At 66.8% G+C, this 22,856-nt stretch carries 20 protein-coding genes; 9 read left to right on the top strand and 11 right to left on the bottom strand.

Annotated elements, in window-relative coordinates; translation table 11 throughout:
* Nucleotides 1–8 precede the first annotated feature (8 nt).
* The 3 genes from V3G39_01155 to V3G39_01145 form a co-directional block, all read right to left on the bottom strand.
* Complete coding sequence (locus V3G39_01155; GenBank protein XAS76670.1) at nucleotides 9–689, bottom strand: dethiobiotin synthase; 681 nt, start codon at nucleotides 687–689, stop codon at nucleotides 9–11.
* Nucleotides 686–1,804: an 8-amino-7-oxononanoate synthase gene (locus tag V3G39_01150; protein ID XAS76669.1), complete on the bottom strand. Its 1,119-nt coding sequence runs from the start codon at nucleotides 1,802–1,804 to the stop codon at nucleotides 686–688. The genes V3G39_01155 and V3G39_01150 overlap by 4 nt, the downstream gene beginning before the upstream one ends.
* 227 nt (nucleotides 1,805–2,031) lie before the next feature.
* The gene (locus tag V3G39_01145) at nucleotides 2,032–2,991 is read right to left on the bottom strand and encodes a DUF4282 domain-containing protein (GenBank protein ID XAS76668.1); all 960 of its coding nucleotides are present in this window, start codon (nucleotides 2,989–2,991) and stop codon (nucleotides 2,032–2,034) included.
* Between the two features lie 258 nt (nucleotides 2,992–3,249).
* Between V3G39_01145 and V3G39_01140 the strand changes: the two genes are divergently transcribed.
* From V3G39_01140 to V3G39_01125, 4 genes are all read left to right on the top strand, one after another.
* Entirely contained in the window at nucleotides 3,250–5,637 is a 2,388-nt protein-coding gene (locus tag V3G39_01140) for an MMPL family transporter (protein ID XAS76667.1), read from the top strand.
* A gap of 207 nt (nucleotides 5,638–5,844) precedes the next feature.
* Nucleotides 5,845–6,561, top strand: coding sequence for a phenylalanine--tRNA ligase beta subunit-related protein (locus V3G39_01135; GenBank protein ID XAS76666.1), 717 nt, complete (start codon nucleotides 5,845–5,847; stop codon nucleotides 6,559–6,561).
* Between the two features lie 78 nt (nucleotides 6,562–6,639).
* Nucleotides 6,640–7,506 carry a M56 family metallopeptidase gene (locus tag V3G39_01130; protein XAS76665.1) on the top strand — a complete coding sequence of 289 codons (867 nt, stop codon included), beginning with the start codon at nucleotides 6,640–6,642 and terminating at the stop codon, nucleotides 7,504–7,506.
* 46 nt (nucleotides 7,507–7,552) lie between these two features.
* Nucleotides 7,553–8,500 carry an alpha/beta hydrolase gene (locus V3G39_01125; GenBank protein ID XAS76664.1) on the top strand — a complete coding sequence of 316 codons (948 nt, stop codon included), beginning with the start codon at nucleotides 7,553–7,555 and terminating at the stop codon, nucleotides 8,498–8,500.
* A gap of 82 nt (nucleotides 8,501–8,582) precedes the next feature.
* Here the strand turns inward: V3G39_01125 and V3G39_01120 are convergent, their stop codons facing one another.
* The 6 genes from V3G39_01120 to V3G39_01095 all read right to left on the bottom strand — a co-directional run bounded on the left by V3G39_01120 (nucleotide 8,583) and on the right by V3G39_01095 (nucleotide 16,662).
* Nucleotides 8,583–8,975: a BlaI/MecI/CopY family transcriptional regulator gene (locus tag V3G39_01120; GenBank protein ID XAS76663.1), complete on the bottom strand. Its 393-nt coding sequence runs from the start codon at nucleotides 8,973–8,975 to the stop codon at nucleotides 8,583–8,585.
* Complete coding sequence (cydC, locus tag V3G39_01115; GenBank protein XAS76662.1) at nucleotides 8,944–12,240, bottom strand: thiol reductant ABC exporter subunit CydC; 3,297 nt, start codon at nucleotides 12,238–12,240, stop codon at nucleotides 8,944–8,946. The genes V3G39_01120 and cydC overlap by 32 nt, the downstream gene beginning before the upstream one ends.
* The gene (gene cydB / locus V3G39_01110; protein XAS76661.1) at nucleotides 12,240–13,328 is read right to left on the bottom strand and encodes a cytochrome d ubiquinol oxidase subunit II; all 1,089 of its coding nucleotides are present in this window, start codon (nucleotides 13,326–13,328) and stop codon (nucleotides 12,240–12,242) included. The genes cydC and cydB overlap by 1 nt, the downstream gene beginning before the upstream one ends.
* A gap of 28 nt (nucleotides 13,329–13,356) precedes the next feature.
* Nucleotides 13,357–14,823, bottom strand: coding sequence for a cytochrome ubiquinol oxidase subunit I (locus V3G39_01105; GenBank protein XAS76660.1), 1,467 nt, complete (start codon nucleotides 14,821–14,823; stop codon nucleotides 13,357–13,359).
* A gap of 103 nt (nucleotides 14,824–14,926) precedes the next feature.
* Nucleotides 14,927–15,616, bottom strand: coding sequence for an ABC transporter ATP-binding protein (locus V3G39_01100; protein XAS76659.1), 690 nt, complete (start codon nucleotides 15,614–15,616; stop codon nucleotides 14,927–14,929).
* Between the two features lie 26 nt (nucleotides 15,617–15,642).
* Entirely contained in the window at nucleotides 15,643–16,662 is a 1,020-nt protein-coding gene (locus V3G39_01095) for an ABC transporter permease (GenBank protein ID XAS76658.1), read from the bottom strand.
* Nucleotides 16,663–16,895: 233 nt separating this feature from the next.
* On the opposite strand from V3G39_01095, the gene V3G39_01090 reads away from it, so the two are divergent.
* The 5 genes from V3G39_01090 (at nucleotide 16,896) to V3G39_01070 (ending at nucleotide 21,178) form a co-directional block, all read left to right on the top strand.
* Nucleotides 16,896–18,131, top strand: coding sequence for a sensor histidine kinase (locus V3G39_01090; GenBank protein ID XAS76657.1), 1,236 nt, complete (start codon nucleotides 16,896–16,898; stop codon nucleotides 18,129–18,131).
* Complete coding sequence (locus V3G39_01085; GenBank protein ID XAS76656.1) at nucleotides 18,128–18,751, top strand: response regulator transcription factor; 624 nt, start codon at nucleotides 18,128–18,130, stop codon at nucleotides 18,749–18,751. The genes V3G39_01090 and V3G39_01085 overlap by 4 nt, the downstream gene beginning before the upstream one ends.
* Nucleotides 18,752–19,021: 270 nt before the next feature.
* Nucleotides 19,022–19,210 (top strand): hypothetical protein, encoded by a 189-nt coding sequence (locus tag V3G39_01080; GenBank protein ID XAS76655.1) that lies wholly within the window; start codon nucleotides 19,022–19,024, stop codon nucleotides 19,208–19,210.
* A gap of 91 nt (nucleotides 19,211–19,301) precedes the next feature.
* Nucleotides 19,302–20,267, top strand: coding sequence for an FAD-dependent oxidoreductase (locus V3G39_01075; protein XAS76654.1), 966 nt, complete (start codon nucleotides 19,302–19,304; stop codon nucleotides 20,265–20,267).
* 5 nt (nucleotides 20,268–20,272) lie between these two features.
* Nucleotides 20,273–21,178: a haloalkane dehalogenase gene (locus tag V3G39_01070; GenBank protein ID XAS76653.1), complete on the top strand. Its 906-nt coding sequence runs from the start codon at nucleotides 20,273–20,275 to the stop codon at nucleotides 21,176–21,178.
* A gap of 4 nt (nucleotides 21,179–21,182) precedes the next feature.
* Here the strand turns inward: V3G39_01070 and V3G39_01065 are convergent, their stop codons facing one another.
* Together V3G39_01065 and V3G39_01060 are read right to left on the bottom strand one after the other, a co-directional pair.
* Nucleotides 21,183–21,800 (bottom strand): DedA family protein, encoded by a 618-nt coding sequence (locus V3G39_01065; protein ID XAS76652.1) that lies wholly within the window; start codon nucleotides 21,798–21,800, stop codon nucleotides 21,183–21,185.
* A gap of 110 nt (nucleotides 21,801–21,910) precedes the next feature.
* On the bottom strand, nucleotides 21,911–22,816 hold the full coding sequence (locus V3G39_01060) for an EamA family transporter (protein XAS76651.1): 906 nt from the start codon (nucleotides 22,814–22,816) through the stop codon (nucleotides 21,911–21,913).
* Nucleotides 22,817–22,856: the final 40 nt, after the last annotated feature.

Below are 22,856 nucleotides of genomic sequence, written 5' to 3'. Positions count from 1 at the left end.
GTCAACCTTCACAGCAGCAGCCAATCGCCTGCGGATGCCCTGAAGTTGTCTACCGGTAGCTGACCGGCGTGCTGCGGTAGGCAACCCAGAAACCGTCCGTCCGCTGCCTGCCGTAGCTGCTCGAGCCTCGTGTGGCCTACCAGATCGTCGCTGCGTGGCGCCGACCCGCCGATGATCCCCACGAGGTCCAGCTTGCGGGCGTTCAGTACTTCCAGGGTGAGTGCGGCATGGCTCAGCGCGTCAGGGCCAGAGTCTGCGACGACCACGAAGCCGGTGCGTAGGTCGTGCCGCTGCAGAGCTGTGGCGAGGTCGGCAAGGGTCCCGCCGGACGCATCGATCCACGCAAGCAGACCGCCTGTCCCATCGACCAGGACCGCGTCATAGCAGCCGCTGCTCGCCAGATCGGCGATCGCGGTCGCGTGTTCGTCAACGCTCGCCGGGCCGAATCGCCGTGCATCGATTCCGGTCAGGCGTGACACCTCGCTGGTTTCGGCGACATCGACGGTGCCCCCGGCAGCGGGTGCCGATGGTGCTGAGTAGGCCGGTTCCATCGCCGACACCCGTTGGCCCTGCCCGGTCAGCGCTGCTGCGACAGCTGCGGTGGCGATGGTTTTGCCGACTTTCGAGCCGGTGCCGGTGACGAGAATGACCGGGCACGCGGTCGGTGCCTCAACGGTCCGTTCGGTCAACGAGCCACTCGCTGCAGTACTTCGGCGCAGTGCTGCAGATCTCGCGTCGACAGACCGGCATGCGCAGTCAGTCGTAGCCGGGAACTGCCGTCCGGCGTCGATGGCGGTCGGAAGCAACCGATCCGCACACCGTGGGCCGCGCACACATCGACTGCGGCCAGCGCCTCGCGAGACCCGGCCATCCGCACCGACATGACCGCGGCATCAGGGGTCGGAACGCCGCAGGCAGCAGCCAGCTCGGCGGCAATGGTGCGAACCTCCTTGGCCAGCGACGGCCGTTCGATCAGCACATCGAGGGCGCCCAGCGCGGCGCCCGCGGAGGCTGGTGACAGTCCGGTGTCGTAGACGAACGAGCGCGCCGTGTTGATGAGGTGAGTGCGGATCAACTCCGAGCTGAGCACCGCACCACCTTGTGAGGCAAGGGATTTGGCGAGGCTGAGGGTGATGACGATGTGCGGCTCGGCGGCGAGTCCGAGTGCGGACACCAGACCTTCGCCGCGGTCCCCGACGACGCCGAGGGCGTGCGCTTCGTCAACTACCAGCAGGGCGTCGTACCGGGTGGCGAGCTGCGACAACGCTGCGATCGGTGAGGTGTCCCCGAGGACGGAGAAGATCGACTCGGTCACGATCAGGGCCCGTGTCTGCGTGCGTTGCGCGAGAGCCCGTTCGTACGCCGCGACGTCGTTGTGCGCGACGACGATGCGTGCTGCCCGGGACATCCGCATACCGTCGATGAGCGAGGCGTGATTGTGCTCATCGGAGACGATCAGTGTGTCGGCGTCGGCCAGGGCTGTCATCACGGCCAGATTGGCCTGGTACCCGGTGGAGAAGACCAGCGCCGAATCTGTCTGCAGGTGGTCGGCCAGCGCGGCTTCGAGATCCTCATGGATCGGCCACGTGCCGGTGACCAGGCGTGACGCACTGGCGCCGGAGCCGAAGTACTCCAGCGCGGCGACGGCTCCATCGACGACGGCAGGATCACGCCGCAGTCCCAGATAGTCGTTTCCGGCGAGATCAATAGCCTGTGTCACCCCCCGGACGACCACTCGACGGGTCAGCCCCGCGGCGTCCCGCGCCGCTGCTGCCTCGCGTAGATACTGCTCGAACGCACTCATCCCTGCACCTGTTCCTCTGGCGACCTTCGCTGCACCGAGGGTCTCGAGGCCTCCAGCATTGCTCACCGACGTGGATATCGCATAGACCTGTTCGTGGTTTGTTTCTGACCGCCGGCTCCACCCAACTGTCAACCGTCACCGTCGAGCGGCGGGGTCCGGCGTCGAGCGGCGGGTATCTAACCCCGCCGCTCGAGCCTGGACCCTGCCGCTCGATGAAGAGGCGGGCGCTACTTCTTCTCGCGCCCGGCGATCCTGGCGACGTTGACCGCGAGTTCCAGCAGAATCCGCGCGACTCCCACGACCAGGATCAGCCACGCCAGGTCCGCCAGCGTGTTGACCAGCGCCGAACCGGTGCCCATGTTGCTGACCGAGTACTGGCCGTCGCCCCGGCTGCCGAAGTTGAAGACCAGGTTGGCCAGGAAGTGCAGCACTGCCCACACAACCGTCACCAGAAAGACCAGGGACGCGAGCTTCTCGGTCAGCGACTTCTTGAATGCGAAGTCGCTGATGAGTGCCCCGACACCGTCGCCCGCGCCGCTGACGACCTGGCCGACCTGAGCCTGCGCCTGCTGACCGAAGGAGTTCTGAGTGCCCTGTTGGCCCTGGGTGCCCTGTTGTCCAAAGCTGCCCTGCGGGGCGGCATATCCGCCGGACTGCTGCTGCGGTTGAGCCCAGCCCTGCTGACTCTGCTGCTGGCGATCGTCCGGCCCGCCCTGCGCGACGTGTTCGGGAGCTTCGCTGTGTCCGGCTGGCTGTCCGTAACCGGCCGGCTCCTGCTGATCCGGGCGGCTGTAGGGCGCCACCGGCTCGTAGCTACCTGAGTAGCCCGACTGCTGGGAGCCTGACTGCTGTGATCCGCCGGCCTGCGAAGACTGCGGCTCGGAGGATTGCGGCTGCGCGGATTCAGGCTGGGAGAACTGCGGCTGGGAGAACTGAGGGTTTGCGCTCGCCCCATCGGTGTACCCGTGCCCTGCGGACTGGAAGTCGTCCGGCTGACCGCTCTGGCCGTTTCCGTACGCACCGTTCTGCTCGTCGCCTTGGACGTTGGACTCGTTGTCGAAGGGCGCGTCGACCTGCTGGTCGGCGTCCTGCTGCTGGTCCTGCTCCCAGCCCTGGCCGAGGCTGTTGGGGCGGTTGAAACCGCCGGACTGGTTTCCGGACTCGTCGCCGTTGCTTGGATGTGACATCGGACCTCCTGGGATCGGTTTCTGGCTCTATCGTGCGCAATTACTGCGGTGATTGCCACCAGTGTCGCCCCGATACGCGACCAGCTCACGACGTCGAATGCTCGACGCGCCGTTCGAACTGCTTGTGAAAGTGTTCACTATCACAAGCACTACCCCTGTACCGAGTGGATTCCAGACGCGAGGACGTTCATCATGGTGGTGGCTGTCGCTGAGTCGTTGCGAGGCTCTGCACCACTTTTTTTCTGCGAGAGGGACCTCATGGCGAGCGCGCTGTATCGACTGGGTAGCACGGCATACCGGAAGTGGCCGTACTTCATCATCGGCTGGTTGGTGGTGCTGGTCGGTTTCGGTGGACTGTCCCAGGTGATCAGCAAGCCGTTGGTCGACTCCTTCTCGATCCCGGGCATCCCGTCGCTGCAGGCGCAGTCGTTGCAGCAGAAGCTCTTTCCTGGCACCGGCAACGCCGAGAACTCTGCGGATGTCACGGTCGTGGTTGCGGCGCCGAAGGGGCACACCCTCAAAGAGGCGAAGTACACGAACGCGGTCAACGCGCTCATCGCGAATTTGGAGAAGGCCCCACAGACGGGTGACGCCACGCTGCTCAACCCGGTCAAGGCGTCGGCTGCGCAGTACAAGCAGGCCACCGAAGGTGCCGCCAAACAGGGCACCCCGAAGGCCGTCGCGGACCGTAACGCCAAGACACTGCTGCCGTTGTCACCGGATTCGCGGATCGGCACCATCAACTTCGCGTTCAAGGTTGCGACCGTAGCGGACGTCAAACCGGCCACTCAGGACGCAGTGCTCGCCGACCTCGCCACGGCCCGCAAGAGCGGGTTGACCGCCGAGGTCGAAGGCTCCGGCATGCAGGCCGCCGTCGATCCCGGTGGCAGCAGTGAGTTGATCGGCGTGGCGTTCGCCGCCCTGGTGCTGATCATCACCTTCGGCTCGCTCGTCGCGGCCGGCATGCCGATCGTGTCGGCGTTCGTCGGTGTTGCGATGGGCACCATCGGTGTGCAGTTGGCGACCGCCTTCTTCACGATCGGCACGACGACACCGATCCTCGCGACGATGATCGGTCTCGCGGTCGGCATCGACTACACGCTGTTCATCCTGTCCCGCTATCGCGCCGAGCTGCGGAATACCGACGATCGAGCGCATGCAATGGGGTTGGCCGTCGGCAAGGCCGGCACCGCGGTGACGTTTGCCGGGCTGACCGTGATCATCGCCCTGGTCGCACTGTCGGTGGTACGCATCCCGTTCCTGACCGCAATGGGTCTGGCCGCCGCCGGAACCGTGTTCTTCGCTGTACTGGTCGCCCTCACGCTGCTGCCCGCGATCCTCGGCATCTTCAAGTCCAAGGCGTTCGGCGGTGCCATCCGCAAGCGTGAGGACAAGGAAGACGCCGACGGTCGCTCGGTCAACAACGGCACCCGATGGGCCGGTCTCGTCGGTCGCAAGCCGGCGATCGTTGTCGCCCTGGTCGTCGTCGTGTTGGGCGTGATCGCCGTGCCGGCAGCCGGCCTGCACCTGGCGCTGCCCAGCGACTCCACCGCTGCCAAGTCGACCACCCAGCGCAAGGCTGCGGACCTGCAGGCACAGGCGTTCGGCCCCGGCCGCGCGGCTCCGTTGCTGATCGTGGTGGACGGCACCAAGATCAACGGCGACGCGAAGGCGCGCACGACCGAATACGGCAAGGTCGTGCAGTGGGCAGCCACCAAGAACGATGTGCTCAACGCCCAGATCATCGGCGTGAACAAGGCCAGCACCGGTGCTCAGATTCTGGTGACACCCAAATCCGGCGCCGACGATGACGCGACGGTGACACTGCTGCACGCGCTGCGTGACACGCAGGCCGGCATCCAGCAGCAGACCGGGACGACGGTCGGTGTGACAGGTGTGGTGGCCATCCAGACCGATGTGTCCGACCGACTGACCAACGCGCTGCCGCTCTACCTGGCGGTTGTCGTGGTGCTCGCGTTCCTGGTGCTGATGGTCGTCTTCCGGTCGATTCTGGTGCCGCTGATCGCGACGCTCGGATTCCTGCTGTCGGTGCTCGCCACGATCGGCGCGACCGTCGAGGTCTTCCAGAAAGGTCTCTTCGGGCTTGTCGAGGGAGCCCCGCTGGTCAGCTTCATGCCGATCATCCTGATCGGGATCGTCTTCGGGCTGGCAATGGACTATCAGGTCTTCCTGGTCACCCGCATGCGTGAAGCGCACGTGCACGGGATGTCCGCGCAGGAGGCCATCGTCGACGGATTCCGTTACGGCGGTCGTGTCGTCGCGGCTGCTGCGACGATCATGATCTCGGTCTTTGCGGCGTTCATCCTGCAAGGCGCGGCGTTCATCCAGTCGATCGGGTTCGCGCTCGCAATCGCGGTCTTCTTCGACGCGTTCATTGTGCGTATGACGCTCGTACCGGCCCTGATGTATCTGCTCGGCGAGAAGGCCTGGTGGATGCCGGTGTGGCTGGACAAGATCCTGCCGAGGGTCGACGTGGAGGGTGAGAAGCTCACCGGAGCGGGCGCACCGCACTCCCAGCGTCAGCCTGCGCATCTGGCGGAGCCGGAGGACGCCACCGGAGGGGACGCACCGCAGGCCCAGCGTCAGCCCGGGCATCTGGCGGAGCCGGAGAACGCCTCCGCCTGAGTCCGTTGTCTGCTGACTGCCCCGATGTGCTCCTACTGGTCGCGCATCGGGGCAGTGTGCGTCTGGTGTCCGGTTCGCCGACTCGCTCCGTCCCGTCCGGGAGGAAGGTCGGTCTCCTATCGGCGAGAATGGGGGCGTCCGGTGCGCAGATTCCTCCCGGACGGCACATTTTTTCGCGTGGGTCCCCTCGAACGGAAGGTTTTATCGATGACGCAGGACGCTTTGGAGCAGTTTCTGGCGGGTGCGGTTGTCGATGACGCCGTGTTTGCGTTGCGACCGGACTATCGGGCGCTGCTGCTCGCGGTGGACGGCGTCGTCCCCGGGCCCAGCGACGACGCGAGCGAGGCGCTGCTCCTGGCGGCCGAGACCGCAGCGGACGAGGCGATCACCGACTGCCCGATCGAAGAGCTGCCGCATGTGGCGGCCTGGCGGGATGCCTACCGCAGCTTCGGCGTGAAGCCGCAGCGCACCCGACACAGCCTCGAAGCAATGCTGCGACGCGTGGAGGAGGGGTTGCCGCGCGTCAACCGCCTGACTGACATCTACAACTCGATCAGCGTGCGCCATCAGATTCCGATCGGTGGGGAGGACCTGCAGCAGTACGACGGGTCGCCGCGACTGGTCCGGTCGGCCGGCAACGAGCCTTTCGACACCGTCGTCGGGGGCATGAAGATGATCGAGCACCCCGACAAAGGTGAAGTGATCTGGCGCGATGACACCGGCGTGACATGCCGCCGCTGGAACTGGCGGCAGGGTCGTCGTACCGCACTGAGTGAGGACACCACGTCCGCACTCTTCATCCTCGACATCTTGAAGCCGATGAGCGACGAGGCGGCTGAGGCTGCTGCGGACGAGTTGCTGGCTGAGCTCGGGCCCGACGTGCGCTCAGCGCGCCGCATCATCCGTGTGGAGCCCGTTCAGTAGCGGTCTGAAAACGGGTTGACGACTCGCCGGTCCAGTGGCGGGAAACCGGGTGGCTGAGCGCGCGGGAGGATGGTGTGTGTGTACCTGTTCGGCCTGATTGCGCTGGCGATCGCCTTTGCCTGGCCTGCGCCACGGCTGTTGCCGCGGTGGGTCGCACTGCGCGCGGTGCCCGGACCGGCGCTCTGGTTGTGGCAGTGCATCTCACTCGGCGCGGTGATCGCCTGCCTGGCGCTGGCTCCGCTGGCGATCCTGACCTTCATCGGCAGGCCGAGGGGTCTGCCGTCACCTGCTGACCACGTCGTGCTCGCGGTACTCGCCGCATTCATCTCGGGACTGCTCATCGTGCGGCTGCTCACCCGGGCGCACATCGTGGGGCGCAGGTTGCGCAGGGTGCGGCGCGAGCACCGCGAACTGGTCGACCTGCTCGGCGACGCCGGGCAACTGGACGGCGACGTGCGGGTGCTCGATCACCCCACCGCGACGGCCTACTGCGTGCCGGGGCTTTCGCACCGGGTGGTGCTGACCAGCGGCACCGTGGCCGCCCTCGCACCGCACGAGCTGCAGGCCGTCCTCGCGCACGAGGTGACGCATCTACGACAGCGCCACGATCTTGTGTTGGAGTTCTTCACGGTATGGCACACCGCCGTGCCCTCCCGGTTACGCAGTGACCGCGCACTGGAGACCGTGACGTTGCTGATCGAGTTGCTGGCCGATCGCACCGCTGCGCGCGAGGTCGGCCGGGTGCCGGTCGCGCGTGCCCTGGTGGCGCTGGCGCGTGCTGAACACCCCAGTGGCACGCTCGGGCACGCAGAGTTCGCACAGATCCGCCTGCAAGAATTGACCGCCGCTCATGGTCGGCCACTGCTCGCCGGTCTGGCCGGGTCGCTAGGAGTGGCCGCACTCATGGCGCCGTTGGTATTGGCGGCGATGACGGTGTGGAAGTGAGCGACATGCAGGTGGATGCTGTGGATGCAAGAGGTGAGGGAGCACGATGATCGGGCGCAACTACATTGCGGCGGCCAGTGGCGGGGTTGTTTCTGCTGCAGCGGCTGGTGCAACGGTGGGACTGCGCCGTTGGCGGGCGGCCAGCGGTCGGCGACTCGAAGCAGGTTCGCAGCTGTTGGAGTTGGCCTGCGGGATTGTCGAAGTGTGTGACTCCGGTCCGCTACAGACCCGGGTACGCGCCGAGGAGACACCCGTCGTGCTCGTTGTGCATGGCACGCCCGGCGGTTACGACCAGGCACGGGTGATGGCTGCAGGGTTGCAGTTGCAGGCCTACCGAGTCGTGTCGGTGTCGAGGCCGGGTTACCTACGCACGCCGCTGACCTCGGGTCCGACGCCGGAGGCGCAGGCCGATCTGTACGCGCAGGTGTTGGATGCGATCGGCGCCGCAGAGGCGATCATCGTGGCCGTGTCCGGCGGCGGGCCGGTCGGGATCCAGTTCGCGTTACGGCATCCGGCTCGGTGCGCCCGGTTGGTCCTGCTGGAAGCGTTGGTGGCGACCTTCACCGAGCGGGAGATGTACGCCGCGCTGCGGCCCACCGAGCGGGTCGGCAAGTGGTTCGGAGAGAAGATGTCGCAGCACGACGGCGTCATCGCCGCCTACCTTTTGGTGGCGCCTGCTACCGATGCGACCCGTGCCGTGATCTCCTCCTCGGCTCGGTTCGACCTGCGGCAAGCTGGTTACGAGGTCGATATGGCACTTTTCGAAGACGTCCCGGACTACCCGTTCGAGCAGATCAGCGCGCCGACGTTGGTCATCCATGGGACCGCGGACACCGACGTACCGTTCGAGCAGGCCCAGCTGGTCGCTCGTCGTGTCCCTGGTGCCCGGCTGGTGCCGGTGGAGGGCGCGGATCACCTGACCCTGTGGCGGCACCGGGTGGTCGGCGAAGAAGTAAGGGCCTTCGTAGCCCCCGCCGACATCTTCAGCGACTAGCACCGAGCGGCGGCGATACGTCCCGAGCGGCGGCGAAATACCGCCGCCGCTCGCGCTCGGACCCAGCCGCTCGATGGTGCAGTCAGCCCTCCTTGGCTTCCAACTCCGCCAGGGCGGCGCGTAGCGCGGTGAGGTCGGTGGCCGAGGCGTCGTCCAGGAAATGCGCGAACGTGGCCTGGCGCTCGCCGCCATCCAGCGGCGACAGCGTCTGGTGCAACGCGCGGGCGGTGAGCTCTTCGCGGGTGGACGTCGCGGCGTACCGCCAGGCGCGCCCGTCGAGCACCCGGCTCGCGAGCCCTTTCTTGGTCAGGCGGTCGAGCACCGTCATGATGGTGGTGTACGCGGATCCGCGCTCGGCGAGGAGCGATTCGTGTACATCGCGCACGGAGACCGGCGCGTCGGACGGCGCTGCCCAGAGGCACGCCATGACGGCACTCTCCAGCTCACCGAGCTCGGCTCGGCCGTTCGCAGGCATTCGATTCATCCCTCTCCGTCGTGATCTGTTGCAGCTCGATCACCCGGTCGCATCCCTGAGTGCCGATCTGCTGATGGCTGACCACAATCACGGCCGCATCACGCGTCGCAGCGTGCAGATCGCGCATGACGGCTGCGGCGGTCGGGTGATCGAGGTGAGCCACGGGTTCGTCCAGAAGTATGACTCTGCGCTCGGCGAGCACTGCACGGGCTATCGCGATGCGGGTGCGCTCACCGCCCGATACTCCGCGCGCGTCCGACCCGAGCGATGTGTCGAGCCCGTCCGGTAGGCCGGCCAGCCACCGACCGAGCCCGGCATCCACCAGCGCGGTCGCGACCTGGGTATCGGTCGCGTCGGGTTGTGCGAGCAGCAGGTTGGCGCGCACTGACCCCGCGAAGAGGTGCGGTTCGTCATCCACTACGGCGATGTGTCGGCGTACGGCCTCCGGGGAGTAGCCGAGCGCGTCGCGACCCCCCACCTCATACCGCCCGTCGGACGGGTCGAGGTGGCGGGCCAGTACGGCCAGCACGGTCGACTTGCCGACGCCGTTGGGGCCGGTGATCGCGAGATGTTCGCCAGGCTCGACACGCAGGTCGACGCCGTTGATCTGGGGAGGCCCGTCGGTCCACGATGCGGTGATCCCGGAGAGCTCCAGGGCGGCCGGGGTGCTGATGACTATCTGGCGGCCGTTGTCGTGCACGGCGGGTGTCTGTCCCGTGATCACGTCGAGGCGCCGGCGGGCGGCCTGGCCCCGAGCCAGCGCCCCGACCGCGTCGGGGATCGATCCGAGGATGTCGGTCAGCGCGATCGGTCCGAGCACCAGCAGGGCCGCGAAGGGTGCAGCGATGTCACCATCGGCGAGCGGTGCACGCAGCAGTACCGCCATGCCGATCGCGGCGGCGGCAGTGAGCAGGAAGCTCAAGGCCAGCCCGGCGGCGCGCCCGCGTGCCTGGTGTCGTACCGCGCGTTCCAACGCGAGATGTGCGATGTCGAGGCGCCTCAGCTCGGCATCCCCGCCCCGGATTGCCTGCAGCCCGGAGTTGTTCAGGCTGATGGACGTGGCACCGTAGGCCACGGTGGCGCGGGCGTGCAGGCTCTCATGCTGGCCGGAGCGCTCCAGCGCCCAGTCGAGCGCGCCGATCAGGCCGGCGATCGTGGCGATCGCGAGGACGATCAGCGCGGCCGGTGGATAGAGCACAGCTGCCGCGATGGTGGCGATCGCGCACGTCATGGTGGCGGCGAGCAGCGGCACGATGGCGCGCACCTGGACGTCGACCTCGTCGTCGATATCGCGTACGACGGCGCCGAGCAGGTCAGCGCGGCGACGTCGGCCCAGGCGTGCCGGAGTGAGCGGGATGAGGGTGGCGAACAGGTCGGTGCGACGCCGGGCGAGCATGTGCAGCGCGGCATCATGCGAGCGGATTCGCTCGACATACCGGAAGATCGGCCGTCCGATGCCGAACGCGCGTACGGCCACGATCGAGGTCAGCAGGGTGAGAACGACCGGGCGGGTGCTGGCCTGCACGATCAACCAGCCGGAGGTCGCGGTCAGCGCAACACCGCACGTGGCGGCGAGGCCACCGATGAACGACGCGCGCAGCACGCCGGGAGCAGGCCGAAGCAGCCCGCGTTTCTTCCATCGAGAGGTAGGCATATCGGTGAGCGGCGTGGATATAACGCTCACTTTCGACGGTTCCGCTACCTTTCGATGGGCAGGGAAATCGGCGTCGTGGTGGGGCAGGTCGACGCGCTGGTCGGCGATCGCCATCAAGTCGGGGTCGTGAGTGACCAACACGACGGCGCGGTCTGCGCCCAACTCGCGGATCATCGCGTATACGTTGCGTGCCGAGTCGGCGTCGAGGTGCGCAGTGGGCTCGTCGAGCAAAGTCAGCGGCGCGTCGGACAGTTGCGCTCGGGTCAGCGCGAGGAGAGCGCGCTGGCCGGCGGACAGACCGTAGCCGTCGTCGCCGAGGCGGGTGTCAAGGCCGTCGGGCAGGTCGTGCAGCGGTTGCGGTAGCCAATCGATGCCGTCGGGCAGAGCTGCCGTGCCGAGGTTTTCGCGCAATGATCCAGGTGTGACAAAAGGACGTTGAGTGACTAGATGTGACGAAGGTACGGACACGTCTCCTGCAGTCGGCGTGCGCTGCCCGGCCAGCAACTCCAACAGGGTGGTCTTGCCACATCCGGACGGACCGGTGATCGCGGTGATGCCACGGGTGGGCAGCGCGAAGGTGACGTTGCGCAGTACCGATGAGGCAGTGCCGGGGTAGGTATAGCTGAGGTCGATCACAGCGCAGCAGGCGGTCATGGACGCGTCGGAAGTCGGCATCGATGCCGACTCATCCAGCAGGTTGTCGATGGCTTCGACGCCGTCGGCGGCGGAGTGGAACTCCTGACCGACTCGCCGGATCGGCCAGTACGCCTCTGGCGCAAGCAGGATCGCGGTCAGCGCTACGGTGAGCGAGATCGTGCCGTAGGTCAGTCGTAGACCGACGAAGACCGCCACGATCGCGACCGAGATGGTCGCGAGCAGCTCCAGCGCGGCGGAGCTGAGGAACGCGGTACGCAGCGTGCGGACGGTTGCGCGCCGGTGCCGGTCGCCAACGTCCGCCACGACGCCGACCTGGGCGTCGGCCCGCTGGTAGTTGACCAGCGTCGGCAGGCCGCGCATGACGTCGATGAAATGCCCTGCAAGGCGATGTGATTCGGCCCAGCGGTCGTTGGTCTCGTCACGGGTGTGCATTCCGATCAGCGCTGCGAAGAACGGCAGCAGTGGCACGGTGAGCACCACGATCAACGCCGTCACCCAGTCGGTCCAGATCATCGCCACCAGCGCCATCGGCGGCACGACAGCAGCGCTGACCAGGGCCGGGAGGTAGCGCGCGACATACGGCTCAACGCTGTCGGCGCCCTGGGTCGACCGTGTCAGCATCGTTGTCGCGGAGGGAGACTGATCGATCGGACGGCTCAACCAGGCGGTCAGCACCCGGCGGCGCAGCAGCCCCGCCACCCGCGTGCCTGCCCACGCGGCGGTGACCTCGCTCGCCGCGGACAACAGCCCACGCAGGGTGAGCAGCACCAACACGGTAATCGCCCATCCGGTGAGTGAGCGTCGCTCGACGAGCGCCACCACGAAGTGCGCGACGGCGATCGCCTGGGAGATTGCGACAACGCCGCTGAGCACCCCGAGTGCGCCGAGCGCCGCCACGGGACGCCGTGCTTGCGGCACCTGACGCAACAGGCGCGGGTTGAACGGCTTGGCCATCAGTGCGGGGCTTCGGCGAGTGGCTCTGACGGAGCTAGCGGGGTAAGAGGATCGTGTTTGACCCCAATGGTGTCCGCTGTGATCCGCTTGCGGAAGATCCAGTAGCTCCAGGCTGAGTAGACGATCACTATCGGTGTCATCACCAGGGCGGCGCCGGTCATGATCTGCAGCGTCAAGTGCGAGCTGGAGGCGTTGGTGACGGTGAGGGAGTAGGCCGCGTTCGTCGTGCTCGGCATCACGTCGGGGAAGAGCGCGAGGAAGTAGGTGGCGGTTGCCAAACCGATGGTGAGCATCGTGCCGGAGAAGGCGAATCCTTCCCGCCCGCGCAGGTTTGCGGCCAGCGCACCGAGCAGAGCGACAGCGCCGACGGCTGCGGTGATCCACGACCAGGTGGTGCCGGTGTGCACGTTGACCCAGGCGAGCAACACGACTGCGAGGCCGGCGGAGACCAGCCCGGCCTTGGTGCCGAGCGCGCGGGCGTCGTGGCGGATCTGGCCGTCGGTCTTCAGCGCGATGAAGAAGCAGCCGTGGGTGAGGCTGAGCGCGACGATGGTCAACCCGCCGAGCAGGCTCCACGGGTTGAGCAGCGTGAGCAGGGTGCCGGTGAAGTCGCCCGCTTTGTCCAACGGGACGCCGCGCACCAGGTTGGTCAGCGCCACGCCGACCAGCAGCGGCGCGAGCACCGAGCAGGTGATGATGATGATGTCCCAGCGGCGTTGCCAGGTAGCGCCGCTGCGCTTGTGGCGGTAGTCCAGGCCCATGTTGCGCAGGATGAGCGCGACGACGAGCAGCAGGAACGCGAGGTAGAAGCCGCTGAACATCGAGGCGTACCAGGCGGGGAACGCGGCGAACGTCGCACCGCCGGCGGTGATCAGCCACACTTCGTTCCCATCCCAGAACGGACCGATCGCGTTGAGCAGCACTCGTTTGCGGGTGCCCGCGTCTTCGCCGGGTGAGTTCGGGGTGGCAGGGGAGTCGTGGCCGAGGATGCCGAGCAGCATCCCGACGCCGAAGTCGAAGCCTTCGAGCACCAGGTAGCCGGTCCACAGCACCCCGATGAGGATGAACCAGAACGTTTCCAGAGACATGTGTCGTAGTCCTTTTCCGGTTGCCGGGTCAGTAGACGAAGGAGACGGGTGCGGGTGCGTCGTGCTCGCTGTCGGAGGCGCTGCCATCTTCCGGCGGCGCAGGATCGGCACCGCGGCGCGTGTAGTCGAGGAAGAGCTTGATCTCGACGACAGCGAGCGCGGCATACAGCAGCGTGTAGACGACCATCGAGGTCAGCACGGTGGCTGCGCCGACGTTCGAGACGCCGGTCGCGGTGGTCATCACCCCGTAGACCAGCCATGGCTGGCGCCCGGTCTCGGTGAAGATCCAGCCGAAGGAGTTGCCGAAGACCGGCAGCAGCGGCACGAGGATGCCCACCCAAACCCACGGTTTGGCCAGCGTGGTGCGGCCCTTGCGGGTGATCCACAGGACGCCGAGCGCGACGACGGTGGACGCCATCCCGACGCCGATCATCAGCCGGAAGCTCCAATAGGCCAGCGGGATATTGGGGGTGTAGACCGCGTCGGCGGGCTGGCTGTACTGCGCGGGGATGCCGTCAGCGCGAGCCTGCCTCTGTAGCTGTGCGGGCAGCGATTTCTTGAGGTCGTTGATGCCGTCGACCTTGCCGTTGATGCTGCCGGTGGCCAGGAAGGACAGGGCGCACGGCACCTTGACGGAGGCCTTCTCGGACTGTCCGTTGAGGGAGCCGACGGTGAAGAGCGAGAAGGGGGCGCAGCTGTTCTGAGTCGTGTAGAGCGCTTCGGCCGCGGCCATCTTCATCGGCTGGACCTCGGTCATGATCTTGCCCTGGATGTCCCCGCTGACCGCGACCCCGACCCCCGCAATCAGCGTCACGACTGCGCCGATGCGGGCGGCCTTGCGGTACATCTGCGAATCCTTGGTGCCACGGTGCTTGTGCAGCAGCCACAGTCCGACGCCCATCACGACGCCGCCGCCGACGAGGTAGGCGCTGGCGATGACATGCGGGAACGTCACCAGTTGCACCTTGTTCATCAGCACGGCGACGAAGTCGGTCAGCTCGGCGCGGCCGGTTGTGGGGTTGTACTTCCAGCCGACGGGGTGCTGCATGAAGGAGTTCGCGGCGAGGATGAAGTAGGCCGAGAGCAGCGTGCCGATGTGCACCAGCCACATGCACGCGGCGTGCAGCTTCTCCGGGATCCGGCCCCACCCGAAGATCCAGATTCCGAGGAACGTGGACTCGAGGAAGAATGCGAGCAGCGCCTCGAACGCCAGCGGCGCGCCGAAGATGTCGCCGTAGAAGCGGCTGTACGCCGACCAGTTCATGCCGAACTGGAACTCCTGCACGATGCCGGTCACCAGCCCGAGCGCGAAGTTGATCAGCAGCAATTTGCCGAAGAACTTGGCCAGCCGCAGCATCTCGGGGTTCCGCTTGCGCAGCCACTGAGTCTCGAAGCCGGCCACCATCGCTGACAAGCCGATCGTGATGGGAACAAAGAGAAAGTGGTAGACGGTCGTGATGGCGAACTGCCACCGTGCGAGGTCCAGGTTGCTCACGGGTGTGCCCTCTCGGCATGCGGTTGTGGGTGCACCACCACATTACTACTGTTTGTAGTACTCAAGCCTCAGTACTTGTCGTCCAGGCACTGAAGTTGGCGGATTAGGACCTCGACGCAGCGGTGAGTGCGCGAAGCCGGCCGTCGACTACCTCGTACATGGCGTCCATCCCGCCCAGGTGGGCCCGGTCGTGGGTGACAAGGACGGTCGCGATTCCGTCGCGGTGGGTGATCGTGGTGAAGAGGTCGATGATCTCGGCGCCGCGTTCCTGGTCCAACGCGCTGGTCGGTTCATCGACGAGCAGCACGGCAGGATTGTTCATCAGCGCGCGGGCGATATTCACCCGCTGTTGCTCCCCACCCGAGAGGTGCCCGGGGCGACTGTTCGCCTTGCGCGCCAACCCAACCTGGTCCAGCAGCTCCCGCGCCCGAGCAGTAACTTCCCGAGGGGACCGGCCGTCGATGTGCGCCATCACCTCCAACTGCTCGATGGCGGTGAGCGACGCGAGCAGGTTGGGTTGTTGGAAGACAATTCCGACCTTGCGGCGGCGCAGCTCAGTCAGCTCATTGCGGTCCTTGCCCGCGGTGGAGATGCCGTCGATGACGACCTTTCCATTGTCGGGGGTGACCAGGGTGGCTGCGACTGCCAGCAGGCTCGATTTACCGGAGCCGGACGGGCCGATCACGGCAGTGACGCGTCCTGCCGGTACGTCGAGGCTCACATTGTCGAGCGCGGTCAGGCGGGAATCGCCGTCGGGGTAGGTCAGGGTGACGTCGGACAGGTGCAAGCTCATGCGAGTGCCTTTCGGGAGAGTCAGGGTCAGTGGCCGGACAGGGCGGTCAGCGGATCGACCGAGGTGATGCGACGTACGGACAGGGCTGCGCCGACCGCACCGAGCGCGATCATCACCGCCGCAGGGAAGAGCACGGTGCTTGCGCTGAGTACGAACGGCACCGTTCCGGAGGCCAGCGCCCCAAGCCCTGCTGCCAACGCGGAACCGACCAATGTGCCGCCGACGAGCAGCACCACTGCCTGACCGAGTGCGTCACGGAGTAAGTAGCGCGTGGTCGCGCCGAGTGCCTTCAAGATGGCGATGTCGCGGCTGCGCTGGATTGTCCAGACCGTGAAGAACGCGCCGATCACCAGGGCAGAGATTGCGAAGAGCAACCCGCGCATCATCTGCAGCGACCCGTTCTCCGAAGAGTAGGAGCCGATCGCCGCCAGCGAGTCGCTCTTGGCGATGGTGTCCGTGCCCAGCCGCTTGTCAGTCGCCGCCAGACTCGAGGTCGAGTCGGTGGTCACCGCGACCACCGTGGCGCGGTTACCCGCTCCTGGTGAGAGTCGCTGCCAGTCGACCAGGCTCATCCACACCACCGGCGTGTGACTGAAGGAGGCATCCCCGGCGACCGCGGCGACCGTCAACGCGCGCCCGGACACCACGATCTGGTCACCCTGACTCACCGACAGCGCCTCTGCCGCCCCGGTGGACAACACCACGCTGCCGGGGGAGACCGGGCCCGGAGCTATACCGGACGTGGGTTGTACGCCAAACGCGGACAGCCCAGCCGTGCGCGCATCGCCGGTCGTGCTCGCCTTCACCGAAGTGATGCCGAGCGGATGCGCGCTGCGCACGCCGGGTGCCTTCGCGAGCTGCTGCCACTGCGCCTGCGTCACCATCGACTCGGTGAACGACGGTCCGCCACTTCCCGACGGCACGGCGAAGGTGATGTGGTCCGCCGACAATCCGGTGATCGCCGACGTACTCTGCTTGCCCAACCCCGCCGTCAGGCCCGACAGGATCACAACCAGTAGCGTCATCAGGATGACGACGGTCCCCATCAGTGCGAACCGCCCCTTGGCAGACCGTAAATCCCTCCACGCGACGAACATGAGGCTGTGGTTCCTTTCGCTCGATGATTGGTGTGCCCTCCACTCTGCTGCGATTCGCAGCCGGTTCCATCGCGCGGCAGATCTATCTCGCAGTGACGAATTGACGATGTGAGAATCCACCTTTCGATGGATGCGCCTGCCTCGATGCCACGGCAGAATTGGCCCGGGAGGTGTCCTCAGCCGTGACTCCACTGACGTTGGACAAGCCGCTTCAGCTACTGCGTATCTGCCTGCACCTGCTGCTGGCGGGACTGCTGATACTCGCCGTCGCGCGAGCCTTCGCCGACGGCGCGAGTCGAGCCCCGGCGGTCCTCGGCGCGGCTGCGCTGATGGGCCTCGTCTACGCGGCCGGGTCGTTGCTGCCCTCAGTACGAAGCTCGCGCACCGCTGCGGCCTACTGGCTGGCCGCGCTGGGAGCGGCCTGGTTGGTGTTGCTCGTGTTGACCCCGGATGGTGTCTGGATCGCGTTCCCGCTCTTCTTCCTGCAACTGCACCTCCTGCCGGGGAAGTGGGGTCTGGCCGCCGTTGTCGCGACCACAGTGGTCGCGATTGTCGGATTTATCTGGCACCTGGGCAGTTTCGCGCTCGGTGCGATCATCGGTCCGGTACTCGGCGCGGCCGTCGCCATCGCTGTCGTGCGTGGCTATCAAGCCCTCTACCGTGAGAGTGAGCAACGACGTCGGCTGATCGAGCAGTTACGCGAGACCCGCAACGACCTCGCTGTCGCTGAGCGCGGAGCCGGTGTCCTTGCCGAGCGGGAGCGGCTCGCCCGTGAGATTCACGACACGCTCGCGCAGGGCCTGTCAAGCATCCAGTTGCTACTGCGCGCCGCCGAGCGGGCGCTGCCCGATCAGCCCGAAACTGCGGCCCGGCATGTCGTGCTCGCCCGGGAGACCGCGCAGGACAACCTCACCGAAGCGCGACGGGTGGTGCGGGCGCTCACGCCGATGAACCTCGATGGCGCCTCGCTGCCCGCGGCTCTGGACCGACTCTCTGTGACCACCCGGGAGCGTGATGGGCTGAGCGTGAACTTCCATCTCGTCGGCGAACCGCGGGAGGTGCCGAAGCCGTACGAAGTCGGGCTGCTGCGGATCGCCCAGTCGGCGCTCGCCAACGCCGTGCAGCATGCCGGCGCCAGTCGCGCCGAGCTGACACTGACCTACATGGATCTCGGTATTGCGCTCGATGTGGTGGACGATGGCGTCGGGTTCGACCCGGCCACGGTGCCTTTGCGGCCCGCGAGCGCCGACGGTGGATTTGGCCTGACCGCCATGCGCTCGCGCATTCGTTCCCTCGGCGGCACCTGGTCGCTGACTTCGGAGCCCGGCCAGGGCACCACGGTAGCCGCCAGTTTCCCGATCGGACCGGAAACGGAAGAGACCCGCACGTCGGCAGTGCCTTCGGTGAGCCGCAGATGACGATCCGGCTACTCCTCGCGGACGACCACCCCGTCGTCCGCGCCGGCCTCCGGGCAGTGTTGGACACCGAGTCGGATTTCGAGATCATCGCTGAGGCAGCATCCGCCGAAGAGGCCGTCCGCCTCGCCGCCGAGTTACCCGTCGACGTGGTGCTGATGGACCTGCAGTTCGGAGCCGGTATGCACGGGTCACAGGCCACTGCAGCGATCAGCGCGGGGCCGAACCCCCCGAAGGTCCTCATCCTCACGACCTATGAAACCGACGCCGACATCCTGGCCGCGATCGAAGCCGGCGCCTCGGGGTACCTGCTCAAAGACGCTCCACCGGAAGAGCTGGCCGCAGCCGTACGGACGGCGGCGGCCGGGCAGTCCGCGCTCGCGCCAGCGATCGTGCATCGACTGATGGGCCGGATGCGCGCGCCCGCGACGTCGCTGTCCAATCGAGAGACCGAGGTACTCGGCCTCGTCGCAGAAGGGCTGTCCAACAGGGATATCGGCAAGCGACTCTTCCTCAGCGAGGCCACCGTCAAGACCCACCTGGTGCATGTCTACGACAAGCTCGAAGTCGACTCGCGCACCTCAGCCGTCGCCGCCGCGAAAGCGCGCGGCCTGATCCGCTGACGAGCTGCCGCGCAACTGTCGGTTCAGAGTGGTTACTGGACTCCGCAGTACGTGACTGTCATCGTGGCGCCGGCCCATTGCCAATGATCAGCGAAGGCTGCGCCGTTGATGTCGCGCTGGTACCAACGCTACCAACAACAGTGGACCACACCGCGATTCAAGCGAATCTGAGGACTCAAAAGTGTCCGGATAGCGAGATCTTCGGCCACGGGCCCTGACCCACATCAGTTGTGGTGGTCAGTGCAGTTTCTGGGCAGGGACACTCCCGAGGTGCAATTCGAATACCTGCTGGGTGAGGCTGGGTGGTCGCAGGGAGTCGTGAGCGATGGCGTGAAGAGCCCGACATTGACGGCGTCCTATCTGTCCGATGCATGCCTTCCCGACCAAGCAGTTGGTGAGCGCGCAACAACTACCCGGCGAGATTTCTGCGTGCTGAGCGGTAGCCGCACCGCAGCGTGACGCGACACCGGTCGGGTCGGCGATCGACGTCATGGCCTATGCCCGTCGGACCCTCGAACACATCGAACCGATGGGCAGGCAGGATGAGTGCATGGATCCTGTGGTTGTCGTCGGTGGAGGTATCTCGGGCGTTGCGTGCGCCCGAGTGTTGACGGACGGCGGTATCGACGTCACCTTGGTCGACCGAGGCCGTCGACTCGGCGGGCGGATGGCCGTGCGCACCGTTGACGGACACCCCGTCGACACCGGTGCGTCGTACTTCACTGTCAGCGACGACCGGTTCGCCGCGGTCGTTGACGACTGGCAGGCGCGAGGTCTGGCCCGCGAATGGACCGACACCTTCGATGTGTATGACGACGGCGAGCGCGGCGAGCCGAAGCAGGGATCGATGCGCTGGGCCGCCCAGGGTGGGTTGCGCTCGCTCGTCGAGGACCTGGCCTCGGGGGTGGCAACAGAACACCGCGCCGTCGAGGTGGTGACCCGTGATGGACGCACTGGCATCCTCGAGGTCGACGGGCGGTCAGCTGACACGGTGGTGCTCGCGATGCCCGACCCGCAGGCCCGACGTCTGCTCGACGCGTCCCTGGCCTCAAGGGAGCAGCTCACCGACAACTACGTGCCGACCATGGCGTTGCTCGCCGGGTGGGAAACCCGTTCGTGGCGTGAAGGTTTCGAGGGTGCCTTCGTCAACGGTGACCCGCATCTGACCTGGATCGCCGACGACGGTGGCCGCCGCGGTGACAGCGCCCCGGTGCTGGTGGCCCACTCGAGTGAGGCGCTCGCGAAGCAGCACCTCGACCACCCGGAAGGCGCCGAGCCGGCAATGCGCGCGGCGCTGACGAGATTGCTCGGCATCCGCGATCAGCCGACCTGGTCACGGGTGCACCGGTGGTCGGTGGCCCACCCTGCCGGTACCCGTGAGCGCGCCTTTCACCTCGGCGACGACGGCATCGGACTGTGTGGCGACTCGTGGTCCAGCAAGCCCAGGGTGGAGGCGGCGTGGCTCTCGGGGATGCTGCTCGGCCAGACCATCCTGGAGCGGCACAGTGCAGACTGATTGAGATGGAGACCTATCGCACCCCCGACTCAGCCTTCGAGAACCTGCCCGACTTCGGGTGGGAGCCGTCCTACGCGCAGGTCAATGACCCCGACGGTGGCACCCTGCGTGTGGCGTACGTCGATGCGGGGCCGGCGGACGGGCCGGTGGCAGTGCTACTACATGGTGAGCCGTCGTGGTCCTTCCTCTACCGGCACGTGATCCCGGTGCTGGTAAAGAGTGGGATACGGTGCGTGGTGCCCGACCTCGTCGGTTTCGGCCGCTCCGACAAACCCATCGATCGCAGCGATTACTCCTACGCCCGGCTGGTCGAGTGGACCAGGGAACTGCTCTTCGATCACCTCGACCTGCACGACGTCACCCTCGTCGGGCAGGACTGGGGCGGGCTCGTCGGGCTACGGCTGGTCGCCGAGCACCCCGACCGCTTTGCCCGGGTGGTGGCCGCCAATACCGGCCTGCCGACGGGTGACTTCGACATGCCGCCGGTCTGGTGGGCGTTCCGCCGCGCGGTCGAGAATGCTGAGCTGCTCGACATCGGGCGGCTGGTCGCCGGTGGCTGTGCACGCCCCGTGGCTGAGGGGATCCGCGCGGCCTACGACGCGCCCTTCCCGGACGAGCGCTCCAAAGCAGGACCACGAGCTATGCCGTCCCTGGTGCCGACCCGCCCCGACGACCCGGCCAGTGAGGCCAACCGCGCTGCGTGGCAGGTGCTTTCAACGAGCGAGTTGCCGTTTCTGCTCCCGTTCAGCGACAGCGATCCGATCACCGGTGCGATGGGGCCGATCCTGCAGAAGCTGATTCCCGGCGCCCGGAACCGCAACCACCCGACCATTCAGAACGCCGGGCACTTCCTGCAGGAGGATGCTGGAGCAGAACTGGGCCGGGTCGTCGCGGACTTCATCCGTAGCTGACCCGTCAACCTCCCGCGCCGGATTCGGCGCGGTGCTTGCGGATCCGCCACACGACAAGGGCGATCACGACGACGGCCGCTACCGCGATCGCCGCGCCCTTGCCCACGTAGGACTCCACGGTCTTGTACGAGTTGCCGGCTAGGTAACCGACCATGACGAACGCGATGCCCCACAGGATTCCGCCGACCGCGTTGAAAGCCAGGAACCGGCGGTACGGCATCCGGGATGTTCCGGCCAACGCAGGCATCACCGCGCGGAAGAACGCGACGAACCGACCCAGTAGGACCGCCCAACCACCACGTCGGCGAAGGAAGTCCTGCGCGTCGTTCAGTCGTTCCTGACGCTTGGCGAGGACCTGGGAATTCAGCAGACGCGGTCCGAAACGACGGCCGACTTCGTATCCGACGGTGTCCCCCACGATCGCGGCAGCCACCACGATGGCGATCATCGCCACGATGGAGATCCGGCCCTGGCTCGCGACCACCCCGCCGAGCACCGCCGCAGTCTCGCCGGGAAGCACGAAGCCGACGAAGAGCGCGTCCTCGGCGAACACGAGAAGCCCGACGACGACGTACACCAGGATCGCGTTCAGGGTCAGTAGCCGATCGACCAGACTGCTCACGAACTGTCCTCCTCAGGGTGCTGCGGGCATTCGGGCCGTCCAACTGCCCGGCCTGAGCCTACGGAGCCTGCTTGAAGGCATCGTGAGAAGGCGTACGCCGAACGTGTCGATCACCGCACGGCCTGGTCGATGAGTTCGGACGTGTTCCAGGCCGGCTCGCTGGCCCCGTCGCGAGCGCCGGAGCGCGCCGCGCCGACGCCTGCGCTGACTACTAGCAGTACCCCGAGAGCCGCTGTCAGTTGCGGCACCTGCCCGAGCAGCGCCACACCGATCAGTAGGGCGATGGCGGGCTCGATGCTCATCAGGATCCCGAAGGCCGCGGTCTGCAGACGACGCAACGCCAGTAGTTCGAGGGTGAAAGGGATCACCGGCATCAGCAACGCCAGGCCGATGCCGCTGGCCATCACCGACCAGCTGAGCCGGCCGAATGTCGATGGCCCGACGATGATGGTGGCAACGAGCGCAGCGACCGGCATCGAGATGGCCAGCGCCTGCACCCCCTCCACGGCATCGCCCGCGCGCTGGGTGAGCAAAATGTACGCACCCCAGCACAGCCCGGCAATCAGCGCGAAACCGACGCCGACGAGGTTGGCGCTGCTGGCCCACGGCCCCGTCATCAGCAGGACGCCGGCCGCCGCGGCCACCGCCCAGAGCCGGGCAGAGCCCTTACCCCGCAGCACACCGATGGTGAGCGGGCCGAGGAATTCCAACGCGCTCGCTGTACCCAGCGGGATCCGGGAGACGGCGGTCATGAATGACAACGTCATCACCGCGGTGACGACGCCCAGCGCGGCGCAGGTCAGCAGATTCTTTCGCGTCCACGTCGAGCGCCAGGGTCGCGCGACGATCAGGAAGATCACCGCTGCCCAGACCAGGCGCAGCCATGCAGTGCCCCGGGCGCCGATGCGGTCGAAGAAGCCCACGGATGCCGCGACGCCCAGTTGCACCGTCGTCATCGACAGCAGCGCACCGCAGGCACCGAGCCGAGCGGGGGGCATCCGGCTCAGGAAATTCATGAGGGTAAGTCAATCGGTTGCCGATTATTCGTGTCCACTG

It is taken from the genome of Dermatophilaceae bacterium Sec6.4, assembly GCA_039636865.1.
In the GTDB taxonomy this organism is placed as follows: domain Bacteria; phylum Actinomycetota; class Actinomycetes; order Actinomycetales; family Dermatophilaceae; genus Allobranchiibius.
The sequence above is the reverse complement of the archived record's forward strand: the minus strand, read 5'-3'. Positions and strand labels throughout refer to the sequence as shown.

Coding starts and splice junctions, on each gene's coding strand:
- V3G39_01150 (XAS76669.1), bottom strand. CDS start 1,804: ATGAGTGCGTTCGAGCAGTATCTACGCGAGGCAGCAGCGGCGCGGGAC.
- V3G39_01145 (XAS76668.1), bottom strand. CDS start 2,991: ATGTCACATCCAAGCAACGGCGACGAGTCCGGAAACCAGTCCGGCGGT.
- V3G39_01140 (XAS76667.1), top strand. CDS start 3,250: ATGGCGAGCGCGCTGTATCGACTGGGTAGCACGGCATACCGGAAGTGG.
- V3G39_01135 (XAS76666.1), top strand. CDS start 5,845: ATGACGCAGGACGCTTTGGAGCAGTTTCTGGCGGGTGCGGTTGTCGAT.
- V3G39_01125 (XAS76664.1), top strand. CDS start 7,553: ATGATCGGGCGCAACTACATTGCGGCGGCCAGTGGCGGGGTTGTTTCT.
- V3G39_01120 (XAS76663.1), bottom strand. CDS start 8,975: ATGCCTGCGAACGGCCGAGCCGAGCTCGGTGAGCTGGAGAGTGCCGTC.
- cydC (XAS76662.1), bottom strand. CDS start 12,240: ATGGCCAAGCCGTTCAACCCGCGCCTGTTGCGTCAGGTGCCGCAAGCA.
- cydB (XAS76661.1), bottom strand. CDS start 13,328: ATGTCTCTGGAAACGTTCTGGTTCATCCTCATCGGGGTGCTGTGGACC.
- V3G39_01100 (XAS76659.1), bottom strand. CDS start 15,616: ATGAGCTTGCACCTGTCCGACGTCACCCTGACCTACCCCGACGGCGAT.
- V3G39_01095 (XAS76658.1), bottom strand. CDS start 16,662: ATGGGGACCGTCGTCATCCTGATGACGCTACTGGTTGTGATCCTGTCG.
- V3G39_01085 (XAS76656.1), top strand. CDS start 18,128: ATGACGATCCGGCTACTCCTCGCGGACGACCACCCCGTCGTCCGCGCC.
- V3G39_01075 (XAS76654.1), top strand. CDS start 19,302: ATGGATCCTGTGGTTGTCGTCGGTGGAGGTATCTCGGGCGTTGCGTGC.
- V3G39_01070 (XAS76653.1), top strand. CDS start 20,273: ATGGAGACCTATCGCACCCCCGACTCAGCCTTCGAGAACCTGCCCGAC.
- V3G39_01060 (XAS76651.1), bottom strand. CDS start 22,816: ATGAATTTCCTGAGCCGGATGCCCCCCGCTCGGCTCGGTGCCTGCGGT.